The 15,459-nt window shown below is 44.7% G+C and carries 18 protein-coding genes; 6 read left to right on the forward strand and 12 right to left on the reverse strand.

Translation table 11 applies throughout. The features are described 5' to 3' along the window. Both ACNKW2_RS13250 and ACNKW2_RS13255 read right to left on the reverse strand, forming a co-directional pair. The coding region (locus ACNKW2_RS13250) for a serine acetyltransferase domain-containing protein (RefSeq protein WP_419148998.1) at positions 1-460 on the reverse strand (460 nt) is incomplete at its 3' end. A 197-nt stretch (positions 461-657) separates the two neighbouring features. Further along, positions 658-3,528 (reverse strand): M16 family metallopeptidase, encoded by a 2,871-nt coding sequence (locus ACNKW2_RS13255; protein ID WP_419149000.1) that lies wholly within the window; start codon positions 3,526-3,528, stop codon positions 658-660. A gap of 268 nt (positions 3,529-3,796) precedes the next feature. On the opposite strand from ACNKW2_RS13255, the gene ACNKW2_RS13260 reads away from it, so the two are divergent. Next, positions 3,797-4,753, forward strand: coding sequence for a methylenetetrahydrofolate reductase (locus ACNKW2_RS13260; RefSeq protein ID WP_419149001.1), 957 nt, complete (start codon positions 3,797-3,799; stop codon positions 4,751-4,753). A 50-nt stretch (positions 4,754-4,803) separates the two neighbouring features. On the opposite strand, the gene ACNKW2_RS13265 is transcribed toward ACNKW2_RS13260, so the two are convergent. The 3 genes from ACNKW2_RS13265 to folB are packed head-to-tail and all read right to left on the reverse strand — an operon-like array spanning position 4,804 to position 6,457. Next, the gene (locus tag ACNKW2_RS13265; protein ID WP_419149002.1) at positions 4,804-5,613 is read right to left on the reverse strand and encodes an undecaprenyl-diphosphate phosphatase; all 810 of its coding nucleotides are present in this window, start codon (positions 5,611-5,613) and stop codon (positions 4,804-4,806) included. After that, complete coding sequence (gene folK / locus ACNKW2_RS13270) at positions 5,613-6,098, reverse strand: 2-amino-4-hydroxy-6-hydroxymethyldihydropteridine diphosphokinase (protein WP_419149003.1); 486 nt, start codon at positions 6,096-6,098, stop codon at positions 5,613-5,615. The genes ACNKW2_RS13265 and folK overlap by 1 nt, the downstream gene beginning before the upstream one ends. Positions 6,099-6,106: 8 nt before the next feature. Then, positions 6,107-6,457, reverse strand: a complete 351-nt coding sequence (gene folB / locus ACNKW2_RS13275; protein ID WP_419149004.1) for a dihydroneopterin aldolase — start codon at positions 6,455-6,457, stop codon at positions 6,107-6,109. A gap of 122 nt (positions 6,458-6,579) precedes the next feature. Between folB and plsY the strand changes: the two genes are divergently transcribed. Next, positions 6,580-7,170 (forward strand): glycerol-3-phosphate 1-O-acyltransferase PlsY, encoded by a 591-nt coding sequence (gene plsY, locus ACNKW2_RS13280; RefSeq protein ID WP_419149005.1) that lies wholly within the window; start codon positions 6,580-6,582, stop codon positions 7,168-7,170. On the opposite strand, the gene tsaD is transcribed toward plsY, so the two are convergent. From tsaD to ACNKW2_RS13295, 3 genes are read right to left on the reverse strand one after another with little or no spacing between them, the layout of a single operon-like run. Beyond that, complete coding sequence (gene tsaD, locus ACNKW2_RS13285; RefSeq protein WP_336568927.1) at positions 7,167-8,180, reverse strand: tRNA (adenosine(37)-N6)-threonylcarbamoyltransferase complex transferase subunit TsaD; 1,014 nt, start codon at positions 8,178-8,180, stop codon at positions 7,167-7,169. The two genes, plsY and tsaD, sit on opposite strands and share 4 nt — an antisense overlap. Positions 8,181-8,226: 46 nt before the next feature. Continuing rightward, on the reverse strand, positions 8,227-8,820 hold the full coding sequence (locus tag ACNKW2_RS13290) for a YjaG family protein (RefSeq protein ID WP_419149006.1): 594 nt from the start codon (positions 8,818-8,820) through the stop codon (positions 8,227-8,229). Next, positions 8,813-9,205: a putative signal transducing protein gene (locus tag ACNKW2_RS13295; protein WP_336577266.1), complete on the reverse strand. Its 393-nt coding sequence runs from the start codon at positions 9,203-9,205 to the stop codon at positions 8,813-8,815. Before ACNKW2_RS13295 ends, ACNKW2_RS13290 begins: the two co-directional genes overlap by 8 nt. An 82-nt stretch (positions 9,206-9,287) precedes the next feature. On the opposite strand from ACNKW2_RS13295, the gene ACNKW2_RS13300 reads away from it, so the two are divergent. From ACNKW2_RS13300 to ACNKW2_RS13310, 3 genes are all read left to right on the forward strand, one after another. Further along, positions 9,288-9,686 carry a DUF2721 domain-containing protein gene (locus ACNKW2_RS13300; RefSeq protein WP_419149007.1) on the forward strand — a complete coding sequence of 133 codons (399 nt, stop codon included), beginning with the start codon at positions 9,288-9,290 and terminating at the stop codon, positions 9,684-9,686. A 58-nt stretch (positions 9,687-9,744) separates the two neighbouring features. Continuing rightward, on the forward strand, positions 9,745-11,268 hold the full coding sequence (locus ACNKW2_RS13305) for a DUF3369 domain-containing protein (protein ID WP_419149008.1): 1,524 nt from the start codon (positions 9,745-9,747) through the stop codon (positions 11,266-11,268). Between the two features lie 108 nt (positions 11,269-11,376). Beyond that, complete coding sequence (locus ACNKW2_RS13310; RefSeq protein ID WP_419149009.1) at positions 11,377-12,276, forward strand: LysR family transcriptional regulator; 900 nt, start codon at positions 11,377-11,379, stop codon at positions 12,274-12,276. Positions 12,277-12,333: 57 nt separating this feature from the next. Here ACNKW2_RS13310 and ubiA read toward each other — a convergent pair whose 3' ends face one another. After that, positions 12,334-13,194 (reverse strand): 4-hydroxybenzoate octaprenyltransferase, encoded by an 861-nt coding sequence (gene ubiA, locus ACNKW2_RS13315; protein WP_419149010.1) that lies wholly within the window; start codon positions 13,192-13,194, stop codon positions 12,334-12,336. Next, complete coding sequence (locus tag ACNKW2_RS13320) at positions 13,184-13,723, reverse strand: chorismate--pyruvate lyase family protein (RefSeq protein ID WP_419149011.1); 540 nt, start codon at positions 13,721-13,723, stop codon at positions 13,184-13,186. The genes ubiA and ACNKW2_RS13320 overlap by 11 nt, the downstream gene beginning before the upstream one ends. 150 nt (positions 13,724-13,873) lie before the next feature. Between ACNKW2_RS13320 and ACNKW2_RS13325 the strand changes: the two genes are divergently transcribed. After that, positions 13,874-14,269 carry a flagellar basal body-associated protein FliL gene (locus ACNKW2_RS13325; protein WP_419149012.1) on the forward strand — a complete coding sequence of 132 codons (396 nt, stop codon included), beginning with the start codon at positions 13,874-13,876 and terminating at the stop codon, positions 14,267-14,269. A 9-nt stretch (positions 14,270-14,278) separates the two neighbouring features. Here the strand turns inward: ACNKW2_RS13325 and glpG are convergent, their stop codons facing one another. Together glpG and glpE are read right to left on the reverse strand one after the other, a co-directional pair. Continuing rightward, on the reverse strand, positions 14,279-15,112 hold the full coding sequence (gene glpG / locus ACNKW2_RS13330; RefSeq protein WP_419149013.1) for a rhomboid family intramembrane serine protease GlpG: 834 nt from the start codon (positions 15,110-15,112) through the stop codon (positions 14,279-14,281). Next, the gene (gene glpE, locus ACNKW2_RS13335; RefSeq protein ID WP_419149014.1) at positions 15,109-15,426 is read right to left on the reverse strand and encodes a thiosulfate sulfurtransferase GlpE; all 318 of its coding nucleotides are present in this window, start codon (positions 15,424-15,426) and stop codon (positions 15,109-15,111) included. Before glpE ends, glpG begins: the two co-directional genes overlap by 4 nt. Positions 15,427-15,459: the final 33 nt, after the last annotated feature.

Below are 15,459 nucleotides of genomic sequence, written 5' to 3' on the forward strand. Positions count from 1 at the left end.
GGTCAAACATAATACCATGACCGACTTTACAAGCAGGATGGATATCAACGCCAAAGACTTCAGAGGTTCTGCTCTGAATAAACCGGGCCAGCTCTTTGCGGTCTTGCCGCCATAAGCAGTAGGCCAGTCGGTGTGCTTGGATAGCATGAAAGCCCTTCAAGTTTAAAATAACATTGAGGTAACTATCGGCAGCTGGATCCCGATCTTTAACCGCTTTTATATCGTTGGCAACGTGAGTCAGCATGGTATCGCAATGGACAAAAGCTTGGTCGAATAATTCGCGGATAGTAAATGCTGACACCACGGCATCAGCCAGCTTATTAGCGACAATAAAGCTTAGCGCCGAGCCTAAGCATTCGTGATTTAAGATACTAGAGTAGACGTGACTTGCCAGCAGTGGCTCGCGTGACACTAATTCATTGGCCTCTTCACGCAGTTTATTCCAGATCTCATGTCTCATTACACTTCTTCCAAGGATACCTTTAATCCTTATAGTGTAACGCTTCGCGCTACTGTGTGTCATGTAGAATTAAAAAGGCCTTTGCTAACACTTGGTTATATCTAATAACGACTGCAGACATACAGTGTTTTCTAGGGCCAAGCAGGCAAGCATAAAAAAGGGCGACATTGAGTCGCCCTGAGGGTTCCTTGGTGGCGTTATTTGAACACCGCCTCAACGTCTATAGTGCTGATATTTTCCGCTGGAATATTAAGTGGGTAGGTTGCAATTTTGGCGTCTTCGGCCAATAAGGCATCCGGTTTTTTGGTGTTATACTCCAGTGGCGACGCCTGCTCTTCAGCCAGTCGCTCTGCCATGTCTTTGCCATCACCAGTGACAAACACATAGTGAATATCATCGGTTTGTAAGTTTTCTGCAATCACTCGATTAATGTCATCCAAGCTCAGCCCTTGCAATTGTTGGGTTACATAGCTGGTAAACTCGTCGATGTCATAGAACTCGCTATCTAGGGCGTAACCCAGCTGGCGATCTTGACTGGCCACTAATTGCGGGACGTAGTTAATCAAGAAATTACGAGTTGCCTCAAAATCCGTTTGCGTCATTCCCTCGTTAATGAGCTTGTCTAACTCAAATAACGCCGTGCGGGTAGCAAAGTGGGCATCATTATTGGAACGCAGTGGCCGCAACCATACTTGGAAGATTTGCTCACTGCGGCCTAAGTTGGCATCCGGCTTGGTTTGGAACATACCACGAGGGAAATACTCAATGTAGGCATAATCACCATAGTTCATACCACGGACCTGACGAATACGCTGGAATAAGTGGCTGTTAGAGTTACGGTGCTCACCAAAATAAGAACGCACTAACCAAAGCGCAGCCCAGTCTTTACTGCTACGAATGGTATCGATAGGGAAACCAAATGAAACCGCTGTCGACTTGGCGTTTTTCTCGATGATGGTAGCATGGCGACCCTCAAGCTCTGGGGCATCAGGAATATCTAATCGCGCTTGCTGACCTTTTGGTAAACTGGCTAAATCGTTTAGCATGGTCTCTTTAAGCGTCTTGTCCATGGCGCCAGTAATGCCGACATTCAACTTTGCTTGGGTGAACTGCTCAGCATAAAATGCCTTGACGTCATCCAGAGTAATAGCCTCTAAGTCTGACAAGTCACCAAAGTTGTAGCTTTCATAAGGGTGGCCTTGATACAGCTCATGGTATAAAACTTCTTTACCTAGTTCCTCATCATTAGACGCTTTAAGTCCGGCTTTAATGTCATCAATCAGCTCTTTTTTCAAACGCTTGAAGTCATCCTCTCGAAAGCCTGGGTTGAGAAGTTGCTGACTGACAATGTCGTACCACTGCTCGGCGTTGTCTTTGTGAATGCGGCCACGTAAAGAAATCATTTCTTTATCGATTTGGTAGCCAAAGCTTCCGGCAATTGGGTAAAGCGCTTTTTGGATGGCTTTGTACGACATGGATTCACTGCCGCCATTGGCAATCATCGCTGCAGTCAGTGCCGCCAAGCCCTTTTTGCCTTGCGGATCGGCTGCTGCACCGGTGTAAAATAACAAGTTAACGTCCACTAATGGTGAATCATTGCTGTTATCTAGTACCGTAAAGTGACGCTCAGCTGGCTGTGCCATCTTAGTTACCATCGCATCTAAGTTCACTTCTTGTGCAAAGCCTGGGACCGACTCCAGCGCAGACATAGTCACTGTGGTTCTGCCACTATCAACAAAGTACTTGTTGGCGATATCGCGAATGTCTTCTGGGCTGACCTTGTCCGCAGTGGCGTATAGAGTATTGATCACCTCAGGATCGCGCTCGAAGTGGACATAACGCGCCAAGGTGGATGCAATCGCTTGAGAGGAATCTAGGCCATTAATAAAGCTATATTTTTGGTTAGATTTTAACGCTTCGAGCTTATTCTCATCGACCAACTCTGTACGGGCTTTTGCATAAGTTTGATTGATAGCATCTCGCACCGTTGCCAAGTCTTTTTCATCGTCAACCTTAACAAATACATGCAGTAGACCTGGATCTTTGGTTTCAGGGTTATAAGTAAACATCTGGCTGGCTAGTTGCTTTTCCACTACCAGTTGTTGGTATAAGTCGGAGTTTTCAGAAAAGTACAGCTGCGAGATCAGATCTAATGCCGCGCGGTCTTTTTTCTCTGGTTGCCACGCAGCCCCTTTGTATGACACTAACAGCCAATGACCTGGCAAACCTTCATACTGCTCATGTACATAACGTGCTTGCTGCTGCTTTGGCTCTACAGGTACCTCAGCTTGGTAATCGCCTTTTTGCCAACCACCCCAATGTTTTTTCACCATTTCCATGGTTTCTTTCGGGTCAACGTCACCGACAATCACTAACGAAACGTACTCCGGTTTATAAAAACGCTCAAAGAAAGTTTGGCCATACTCCATTTGATCTGGCATGGCTTCAATGTCTTCGAAAAAGCCCATAGTGGTATGCTTATAGGTGTGCTCATCAAAGGCTTCTTTACGCACTGCCGCTAGTAACTTACGGATTGGGCTGGCATTATTTTTTAAATACTCGCCTTTTACCGTCAAGGCCTCGGTACGGAACTGCTCTTCGGTATAAGAGAGATTTTGGAAAATATCCGCTTCAATTTCTAATACCTTGTCTAAGTGCTGCTTAGAAAAGTTTAAGTGGTAATTGGTATAATCGTTGGTGGTATAAGCGCGGTTATCAACACCTGAATTTTTTAAAATATCGGCATAGACATCTTGTGGAAACTTTTCCGAGCCCTTAAACATCATGTGCTCAAAAAAGTGCGCAAAGCCGGTTTTGCCCGCTTCTACCTCATTACGTGATCCCACGGATACTGGAATTTGCAGTGATACTACGTCTGGGTAGTCGGTTTTCACTACCATAACCCGCAGGCCGTTATCTAATTCCTCAAGTACATAGTCTTGGGCAAATACTTTATTACTCTGCTGCACTGCAGCAGTGGCGGTATTATTATTGGTCGCTTCGGTTGCCGTACAGCCAGCAAGTGCCAAACTCACAGCAAAACTGGTTGCCAGTAATTTAAATTTCATGAGACTTTCCTAATCATCGTTATTCTAAAATGAGCATGGTTCGCTTACGCTCAATGTAACTTGGTAATTATGCCTGAATTCATTGTCATAACACGTTTATTCGGACAAGCTGCAGCATAAAACTGTAAACAAATATATACCACCTGAGATTAACATGAAGCAAATTCATACTCCTTGAAATTCTTTCATTAAAAAAATCTATCTAGACGTCTAAATGGCTGCTATATTATTTCTCATAGACTAAAACCGCTTTAGTGGAATGAGGATTATGGCTTTAACGCTTCAAGAGAAAATCATCGACCCGAACCAAGGGGTATATTTAATTGGTACTACGCCACCGAAAATCGGCACTGAGCCTGAGCAGCTAAAAGCGATCGCCAACAAACTGCTTGCCCGTTTACATGAAATAGAATATGACGGTGTGATCATCTACGACATTCAAGATGAGAGCAGTCGCACTCAAGTGCCACGACCTTTCCCGTTTAAGCATACGGTTGATCCCTGTGAGTACAGCCAGCTCATTCGCGAGCTTTCTCGACTTGATGTGATCACCTACAAAAGCGTGGCTCAGCGCGATGAACAAGCCTTTTCTAGCTGGTTAAGTGATACCAAGCAACAGTTTGGTTTGAATAATCTAGTACTGGTTGGTAGCCCGTCATCAACTGGCGACATCAAGTTGCCTTTGGCTGATGCCTATGAAGTATTAAAACAACACCAAGAAGACTACTTTTTAGGTGGCGTTACCATCGCTGAGCGTCATGCTAGCAAAGGCAATGAACATCAGCGCCTAATTCAGAAGACCACTCAGGGCTGCGAGTTCTTTGTCTCGCAAGCGGTGTACAATGCCCAGGCGACCATTGACTTAATCACCAGTTACGCACGAAGTTGCAAACAGCAAGGTCAAACACCTAAGCGCATCATTTTAACCTTTACCCCGTGTGGCGGTGAAAAAACGCTGCAATTTATGGAGTGGCTCGGCATTTCAGTACCAGAAGGCACCAAATGGCGGATCCTCGATGCCGACAACTCATTAAGCGAGTCAATTCGTGTCTGCAAAGAAAACCTCGATCAGATTTTAAAAAGCTGCGCCCATCTGGACATTTCACTGGGGCTCAATATTGAAAGTTTAACCAACCGCAAAGAAGAGATAGACGCCTCGATAAACCTTTATCGCTTACTAAAGGCAACGATGGAGTTGAGCTTGGCGGAAAAGCAAATTGCCTAACAGCCTTACCACTAAATAAAAATGCCAGCATTAAATGCTGGCATTTTTATTTAGCTTGCCCAACTTAAGTAGGCGATTAAGCCAGCACCTAAAATAAGGCGGTAAATCACAAATGGCATCATGCCCATGCGCTCGATGATTTTTAAGAAAAAGAAAATACAGGCGTAGGCTGAAACAAATGACAATACCACGCCACTGAGTAATGCGTTCCAATCCACCACTTCATCTCCTACTGCCAGCTCTAGGGTATAATACAGACCCATCATGGAGATCACCGGGATTGACATTAAAAATGAAAACCGCGCAGCGCTTTTTTTATCGAGCCCAAGTAGTAGTCCCGCAGTAATCGTAATCCCCGAGCGTGAGGTACCAGGAATAACCGCCGTAATTTGCGCCAAACCAAGTATCAGAGCACTTTTCCAAGTTAAGGCAAATTCATCGTTAATCTGTTTGGCCTTAACATCGGCATACCAAAGCAACAAGCCAAAAACGATGGTGGAAGTTGCGATTACCCACGCACTGCGTAGATAGAGTTCCACAATGTCTTTTAACAACGGCGCTAACAACACAAAGGGGATGGTAGCCACCACAATGCACCAGGTTAAGCGGCTCTCTTTGCTGCTTTTTCCCGAAGCTCCAAAGGATTGAAACCAACCGGCCAGCAAACTGACAATGTCTTTACGAAAATACAATACCACCGCCAACAGAGTACCAACGTGAACCGCAACATCAAAAGCCAGCCCTTGATCTTGCCAACCTAATACTTGCGAAGGCAGTAATAAGTGGGCAGAACTCGAAATAGGTAAAAACTCAGTGAGACCTTGAATAACAGCAAGGACAACAATCTCAATAACACTCATTACTTGGCAAACTCCACTTTCCATAGTTTTTGTGTTGGGTTGTGGTACTCCTGCCACAGCTGCGCTACCGACTTGTCTTCAGTAGGATGAAGGAAGTCTCCGGCAAGCTCTGCCAATGGCTGAAGTACAAAGGCATTTTTGGTAATTTCATCACGCGGCAGTTGCGCTGGGGAGTCACAAACGACCTGATCGTAAAAAAGCAGGTCTAAATCTAACGTACGCGGACTAAACTTCTTCTCATTACAGCGGCGGCCATGGTCATACTCAATGGTTTTCAATAGCCGACAGACTTGCTGTAATGGCATGCTGGTGGTGGCTGCAAACACTGAGTTGTAAAAGTTATTACCGGCAAACCCCACCGCCTCGCTCTCATAAACACTTGAATGTTGATATTGAGGAAAGTGCTTAATCAGTGCCGCTAAGCCACTGCGTAAGTTTTTTTCTTTTTCTATGTTAGATCCAAGGCTAATAAATATTTGTGCCATATTTTTCTCTATTTTTTTCGCACAATTTCAACACCAACCGTTTGTGCCTGAGGCACTGCAGCGGGTTTGCTTACTCTTATAAGTACCTGCTCTACCGTAAATTCTTGTAAAATAATAGTCGCTAATTGCTCTACCAAGGTTTCTAGTAGTTCCACTGGTTTTGCTTGTGTATGAGCAATAATACGCTCACTGACCTTGGCATAATCGACCGCCAAATTAATATCATCGTGACGCGCAGCAGCAGCGATATCGGTCAACATCTCAACATCAAAGTAAAGGCTTTGTTTACTTTCTTTTTCAAAGTCGTACACTCCTATTATGGCTTCGACGTGTAGCTGTGAGATATAGACTTTATCCATGTAAACTCCAAACATGTTTATCGCTGTAATTCACCTGCATGGTGCAATCGCATCGTAATTCATGCAGGACCAAAGACCGCCGATCATAGCCCAAAACAACGCAATAAAAAATAAGGAAGACAGTGTTAATCAGTTTAATGTGCGTATGTGCTTATTTACTAGGGTCGATTTCCTCGGCGATCTTAGTATGTCGGTTATTCAAATTACCCGACCCGCGCTTTAATGGCTCTAATAATCCCGGCGCCACCAATGTCTTGCGTTTAGGTGGTAAGGTACCTGCTGCCATGGTATTGGTGTTTGATATTCTTAAGGGCACCATACCCGTTTGGGGAGCCTATTTTTTACATATCGAGCCGTTATGGTTAGGCGCTATCGCGGTCAGTGCATGCCTTGGGCACATCTATCCGGTGTTCTTTCACTTTAATGGTGGTAAGGCCGTTGCTACGGCATTTGGCGCTTTGCTTCCAATTGGCGCTTCGTTAGCTGGACTGTTGATTGCCACCTGGCTAGTGGTGTTGTTGGTAACGCGCTATTCATCGCTGGCAGCTATTATCACCGTTGCGGCTGCACCACTGTACACTTGGTGGATAAAGCCTCTTTACACCATCCCAGTGAGCTTTTTAACCTTGGTAATTATTATTCGCCACCGCGGCAACATCAAACGGCTCCTCACTGGCAAGGAGCCGAGGGTGGGTAAGAAATCTCAGGATTAAACTTTTTCTAGGCTATCGAGTGGCCAGCGCGGCTTTGTTTTCATATCCAATGTCGCGTGTTGACCTGCTTTAAGACGCTGCATTCCAGCGTAAGCAATCATTGCTCCATTATCGGTGCAAAATTCAGTGCGAGGATAATAAACCCGGCCTTGCATACCTTGCATCATGCGCTCGAGCTTTTGTCGCAGCTCAGTGTTAGCACTTACGCCACCAGCAATAACCAAACGCTTAATGCCCGTTTCTTTCAATGCTCTTTTGCATTTGATGGCTAGGGTATCTACCACCGCCGTTTGAAAGGCATGGGCGATGTCCGCTTTGGTTTGCTCATCATTCCCCTCTTTGCGAATGGTATTTGCTGCCGCCGTTTTCAAACCACTAAAGCTAAAGTCCAACCCGGGACGATCCGTCATTGGCCTTGGGAAAGTAAAGCGCCCAGCAACTCCCTGTTGTGCCATTTTAGCCAGCATAGGGCCACCAGGGTAATCTAAACCTAACAGCTTGGCGGTTTTATCAAACGCTTCACCTGCAGCATCATCAACAGATTCACCCAATACTTGGTATTCTCCGATACCCGCCACTTTCACCATCATGGTGTGACCACCGGATACCAGCAACGCAATAAACGGAAACTCTGGTTTATCCTCTTCCAGCATGGGAGCCAAAAGATGGCCTTCCATATGGTGAACCGCCACCGCTGGCAGCCCCCAACCAAATGCTAGTGAGCGCCCTATTGAAGTGCCAACAAGTAGCGCTCCAACTAAACCTGGGCCCGCAGTATAGGCAATGCCATCTAAGTCAGCGGCACTGCAACCTGCTTGTGCAAAAGCGGCTTCAATCAGTGGAATGGTTTTGCGTACGTGGTCACGCGAAGCAAGCTCTGGCACGACCCCGCCATAGTCAGCGTGGACCTTAACCTGTGAATACAATTGATGCGCCAGCAGACCTTGCTCATCATCATATATAGCAATGCCGGTCTCATCACACGAAGATTCAATACCTAAAATACGCAAATCATTTACTCCAACTCAACTGCAGCGCGGCATTATACGCGTTCACTTACGCAACTTCCAAACCAATATTGGTTTGGCCATCAGCCAGTGCCAATGCTTTTAGCGATTTAGCTGACTCGCTGGTGATGCGTCCCATTGACTCCACTTGAGTAATAAGCTCTGCCAATATGTCTATTTCATATTGCATTTGCGGGTGCTCTCGAACCAGCTGGTTGCTAGGAGTAATGTCTTCTGCCAGCAAACTAAACTCAATGTATTTAGCCACTGAAGCCTGCGAAATTTTAGCGATGCTGACAAATTCTTGCTCTTCTTTCGCCATTAAGCCATGCAACATAGTCAAAATCGCCGTGGCCACATCAATCGCTGGGTAAGTGCCAAACATATCGAATTCACTGAGTTCAGGAACATTCGGCTCGACTTTCTCAACCAACTTTTCAAGACCAATTTTACTCTTTGGAATAAGGATTTTTTCCCAAATTAAATTCAGTGCATTACGCAGCACCTGTTGATCACCAAATCCGCTCGCCTCACTAAACAGCGCGTAATTAGGTAACATTCGCTCAATAATGGCGGCCCCTAAAACGGCTTTTTGAAGATAGTTTAACTCTCTTATTCTTTGAAAGTTATTTGCTTTACTCATGCTTGTTTCCACATTGCCAGCAGTACTCAAACGCTGGACCATTTAATTCTTCACATTGGCGACATACCCAATCAGCGGTGGCTGAATCGGACTGACGCTTGGACTGATTGTAGTTTACCAATATTTCCTGTGCCTCGGGTAATTTTATTGCATAAACCAATAACTGCACCGCCACTTGATCGCAGGGCAGTTCACCTACCGCGCCCGATAAGTGCTCTCCTTGTAACCTAACATCGATATTGGCTTGTGCTAGCAGACCTTTTAGCAAATGCGCTTCAATGGCATCAGAGACCGCGCATAGCTCTACCCATCTAAAACAATCATCATTCATGTGTTTAACTTCTACTTTGCTGTGCTCACCAATAATAGGCTGCAAAAATAACAACAGAGGCTCTATTATCACTTGATTAACGTCGGCATTATCATCACACTACAAAAACTAGCGAGCAGTTTGGATCAATACCACCATGACACTAACAACTCCAGGTCTACTCTTTCCAGCTATTTCTTTACTGTTACTGGCTTATACCAATCGTTTTTTGGTTTTAGCGCAACTGATTAGAGAATTAAATGCTCGTGAGGGAGAGAGTATTCGCCCTTTAGTAAAGGCGCAAATTGATAATTTACGCAAGCGTATTCGACTGATCAGGCGGATGCAAGTGTGGGGGATTGTGGCCTTTGTGTTGTGTACTTCTTCGATGTTTGCCCTGTTTGTCAATGTGTCACTGTTAGGCATAGTGCTGTTTGGCGCTAGCCTTTGTAGTCTAACCTTCTCATTGCTACTGTCGCTATACGAAATACATATTTCCTGCGATGCCATTGAGCTGGAGTTACAAAATATAGAGAAAAAACCGCAACAAAATTAGCGACCTTTTTGCAGCAGACTATACTAGGTTTGAAACTGCGTAAAAAGAGGAGCTATCTGTGAGCGGATTTTTGTTCTCAGATGAAGTACTAGACAGCTCAACCGATAAGGCTGCTGACAACTTTTGGGATATCCTTGTAGTCGATGATGAAGAGGATATTCATCAAGTCACTAAGTTAGTGTTATCTGGCTTTCAATTCGAAGATAAAGCCTTACGATTCCACCACGCCTACTCGGCCCAAGAAGCCAAACAGGTGCTGAGTCAGCAGCATAATATTTCTGTGGGTTTAATCGATGTGGTGATGGAAAGTAATCATGCTGGCCTAGACCTCATTCGCTATATTCGTGACGAGCTTGAAAACTTTGATATTCGCTTGGTGTTACGCACAGGGCAACCCGGTGAAGCACCTGAAGAGTCCGTGATCAGAGATTATGATATTAATGATTATAAGAACAAAACCGAGCTGACGGCAGTAAAGCTCAAAACATTACTGTACTCAGCTCTTAGAGCCCACCGCGATATTCAAATAATTGAAAAGCATAAACTTGGCTTAGAACGCATTATTGATGCATCTTCCAATTTTTTAAAATGCAACAATATTCAAGATTTTGCATCAACCATTTTAGCGCACGTCTCGGCGGTAATGGGTTTATCCGACTCTGAAATTTACTGTGCAGCTGCTGTGAATCATCAATCACAGGAGCCAACCAAGTTTCAGTTACTGGCCGCTTCAGGGGCTGGAGTGGAGCCAAGCACAGCAACATTGCCAGAAAACGTACAAAAGCTGTTTATTGAAACTCACAACAAAAAGTCATCTTTACGCACTAACAATGAGTACATTGGCTACTTCTCCTCCCAAGAAGGCAGTGAGACCATGATATACGTGAGTAAAGACAGCGATTTACAAAGCATGGACTTTCAACTGCTGGAGTTTTTTGCCAACAACATCGCACTGGCTTACGACAACTTAAAGTTGCGAGAAACAGTAAAAGAGTCGCAAAAAGAACTCTCTTATATTCTCGGTGAAGCGGTTGAAAAACGCTCCAAAGAAACCGGCTCCCATGTTAAGCGTGTTGCCCATTACAGCATGTTGCTAGCCAAGCTTTATGGCTTATCAAATTATCAAGCAGAGATCATCAAAATGGCCTCTCCGCTCCACGATATTGGCAAAATAAGCATACCGGATCGTATTTTAAATAAGCCGGGCAAGCTCGATGAACAAGAGTGGCAAATCATGCAAACCCATGCGGAGCAAGGTTACGAAATATTAAAAAATTCGAATAATGAAATTCTCCTCTGTGGTGCCAAAATTGCACACCAACATCATGAAAAATGGGATGGCTCAGGCTACCCCAGAGGGCTTAGTGGCAAACAAATAGACATTGTTGGTCGCATCACGGCACTGGCTGATGTCTTTGATGCTCTGGGCAGTGAACGCTGTTATAAGCCGGCTTGGCCAATGGAAAAAGTACTGCAGTTAGTTAAGTCTGAAAGTGGTAAACAATTTGATCCTGAATTGGTTGACCTTTTACTAAATAATTTAGAACAGTTTATTGAGATACGCGATAAATTCCCTGACTAGTTTTGTAATCAGAATGTAAAAACTTCACTTTATTTTTTTCAGATTGTGTATTACTATTAGGGAAAGACGTAATCACTGTGTTTTAGTTGAAATTAAAAGGAATTTCACATGAGATTTGAACAGCTCGAGCAATTCGTGGCGCTTGGTAATCTAAGACATTTTAGACAGGCTGCCGAACAAACCCAAATTAGTACTTCCGCCCTAACCCGTAGCATTCAGACCCTAGAGGATGAGATTGGCTGTGAACTAGTCAAGCGCTCTACTCGCTCAGTAAAATTAACGGAGCAGGGAGAACTGTTTTTAAAATATTGTAAAACAGCGTTGTCAGAATTAGACCAAACCAAAAAGACCATCAAGCAAAGTCTGTTTGGCCGTGATAATCAAAAGCTGATTATCGGTTATACTTCTCAAGCCAGCGGCATTGTGCCAATCTCCTGCGGTCAGTTTTTAGCACAGTACCCAGATGTCAAAATCGAAATGCAGCTTCAGGACGAGCTAGAGCTTTCTCGCAAACTACAAATGGGTGAAATCGATATTAGTGTCTATTTACAAAGTGCTCACAGCATTACCAGTGATATTCATCTACCAGATCAATTGATTCTATTTGTATCAAAAAACCATCCGCTTGCTAATCAAGACAGTATCACTAAGTCGGAATTGACAGCCTACCCTATGTATGGTTGTTTTTCACAGTCAAAGCAAGTGCAAACCATGCTAAATGAAGCAGTAGACGCGCTAAATAAATCCACCAGTGTCAAAATTGGCAGTATCGACCAAGTTATCAATGGCCTTAAGAGCAGTAACAGTTTCGCTATTGCTAGCATTGAGCATTCCAAGCAAATAGCCCAAGACAGCGACTTAGTATTGTTAAAAACCAACAAAGCACTTGATAAAGAGCAGCTGATTGTACAAACCAATCACCATATCGATGGCCACTCACATATCAACCATTTGTTAGAATTGATTGAAGGCACGGCATCGGAGCATAAGCAAACAGTGACCTATTAATGACTCCATAAGTGGTAAAACAAAAGCGTTTACCACTTTCTCTATGCTCACTTTAAGCTAAAACGCAAAGCCCAGCACCACACCGGTGAAAATCACCAAGCCCACGTAATTGTTATTTAAAAAAGCCCAAAAGCACTTTTCTCGCGCCCTTCGATGAATAGCATATTGCTGACATATTAATAGAGCACAGGCAACCCCTAACCCCAGCCAATAGCCAACACCAATAGCATAGCTTGCGCCGACATAGGCCATCAAAGCGATAAAAGTAAAGTTTAACAAGGCCACCGCATGGCGATCCCACTGTGCAAACAGAACTGCCGTCGACTTGATACCAATTTTAACATCGTCGTCTCTATCGACCATGGCATACATGGTATCGTAAGCAACAGTCCAAAGTATTTTTGCCAAAAATAGTAGCCAAGCTTCCAGTGGCACCGTTTTATTAGTGGCCATAAAGGCCATGGGAATGGCCCAGCTGAACGCAGCCCCTAACACCACTTGAGGCAAGTGAGTGTAGCGCTTCATAAAGGGATAAATTGCGGCCAATGCCAGCGCCCCTATTGAGAGCACAACCGTTTGCCAGTTCAGCAACAACACTAATGCAAAGGCTATAACGATCAATACTGCAAATAGCCCTAACGCTTCCTTAGCGGAAACCGCACCTCTAGCCAAGGGCCGCTGAGCCGTTCGCTTTACCGCACCATCAAGGTTTCGATCGGCAAAATCGTTGATCACACAGCCTGCACTGCGCATCACCACCACCCCTAAACTAAAGATGATAATGAGTTTAGTCTCTGGTACCCCAGCTGAGGCAAACCATAGTGCCCATAACGTTGGCCATAGTAATAATAAAGTACCTATGGGTTTGTCTAAACGCATCAACTGCGCATAGGCTAAGCGCTTTTCTCTAGTCATCATAAAACTGCTTCGCTATAAATACTTCGCATACCAAAATTTTTGCTGCGCCATTTTTAAACCAACTGCGGCGCGCCCATACTCCGTGCTGCCAGTGCAGATTTTCGCCAATATGCTCCGCCAGTTGCTGTAATGCTTCACCAGTTATCTCGAAAAACTCCAGCTCACCGCGTTGCCAGCTGTGATCTGTAAATAGGATCTCCCCCAGAGGCGTCTCTCCAATGGTGTCCATGCCGATGTGGCAAGCTGCAGGGTTAAGCCAACTTTGGGCAAAAACTGTGTTCTGACCATCGCATTGCAACAACACCTCACGACACCACAAAGGCTGAACCTCATTAAATGAGGCAGCTAAAAAGTGTGGGGCTGGAAATTGCTGATTGTTCAGAACTTGCACTGAAAACTGGTCGCAGGCATTTTTTAATGCTGCGGTTAAAGAATAATTATCAAATAAATATGGCGACAGCATCGCAGTGACATTGAGCGATTGCTTATTATTCTGCCAAGGCAGATGTAATGGTAATTGCAAAGGCAAGTTAATACTTCCGTTATCGAAATCCACCGCCATAATAGCAAAGCTGGCGACTTCTAAAAAGTTTATGTTTGTGTTGTCTACAGCTGTAAAATCAGCGCAATTGCGTATAAACTAACAACAAATCAACTTTATTAGGATGTCTGACACAACATGAGACAGTTTGTTGCTGTACTAACCCTATGCGCAGCTTTGTTTTCTGCGCTGCCAGCAAAAGCAGAATCAGCCGTTGGGTATTATGGTTTTGAGCCAGATATCATCACCAACTACATCGGCCAATCGAGTAAGAAGCTCGGCTATGTGCGGGTGACCGTCGACCTCATGCTAAATGATGTTGCTAATATTGAAGTGGTTGAGCATCATATGCCACTGTTACGTGACGCCATCGTGCAGATCCTTAGCAAAGAGAGTGAAGAAACCATTAAGTCACTCACAGGTAGAGAAGAAATTCGTCAACGGTGTGCCAGTAAACTTAAAACCTTATTAAAAGAAGAAACAGGCCAAGAAATCGTTCGTGACGTACTTTTTACTAAGTATCTATATCACTAACACCACCTGCTATGGCGCTGGCTGACTTGGTTCGTCTTGAGACCTTGACCATAGCGCCGCCATTGCCATACCTGATAGTAAACCAAATAAATGTGCCCAATTGGCCATGCTAATGAAAAATAGCTCGGTAAAGCCAAACAACATCCACAGCAGCATAAAGCCAACCACTGGCTTGGCAATTAAAGCAGGTTGCTTGGGGTGTCGGTGACTGTAAATCCAACAAAAGCCTAATAAACCATAGACCACGCCACTGAGGCCGCCAAAATTAGCATCAACCAGCCAAAACTGCATAAAGTTACTAATAAGACCACTGCTAACGTACACGGCAATCAATGCCCCTAGGCCTAGTCGCGCCGATACTTGTGCGCCGAGATACAACCACCAACTGAGATTGAAGATCAAGTGAATGGCACTGAAGTGAATCACCGTTGGCGCCAACCATGTCAAAGGTTGCTCAGGCGCAAACCGTAAGTTATCGAAGATACTTCTGGCATCGCCAAAAAACATCGCAATAAAGATAATAAGGCTGATGCCAAACACGCCTTGCAATAGCCAATTTAAGGCAAACAAGCGCTGCAATAAATTGAGCTTTTCTCCCGGGTAGCGAAATAGCCCCTCAGTACTGCCCGTTTGCCATGACGCTGCAAGGTATCGCTTTGCTGTGGGCTCGGCGAGAAACTCTTGCCAGAGCTGTTGTGCCCGTTCAACATCACCATGCTGTAACCACACCTCGACATTTTGGCCGTCGGTACTACGTAACACACACTCCACTCCTTGCGTTTTAAAGTAGTCTACCGCCCCTTGTGCTAGTCGAGGGTGATGGTAACGGGCAATTAGAGTCATTTTTCTATCTCACCCGGCAGCTCGCTGGCCCACTGGGTAAAGCCGCCATCCATGCTGTACACTTCTTCAAAGCCTTGCTCCACTAAGTAGTTGGCAGCCCCTTGTGAAGAAATACCGTGATAACAAACCACGATAATAGGTTGGTCAAACTCTTTTTCCTGCATAAAGTGCGCAATGTTGGCATTGGAAAGGTGCTCAGAGCCTGGGATGTGACCTTGTGCAAAGGTGTTTTCATCACGAATATCTGCAATTACAACATCGTCTTTGTTTAACAGCGCGTGTGTATCTGCCACTGTGATATGTTTAAAAGACATAATTTACCTTTTATAAATCGAATAAAAGGCGGC

The sequence above is a fragment of the Pseudoalteromonas 'SMAR' genome, from assembly GCF_048515945.1.
Taxonomy (GTDB): Bacteria; Pseudomonadota; Gammaproteobacteria; order Enterobacterales; family Alteromonadaceae; genus Pseudoalteromonas.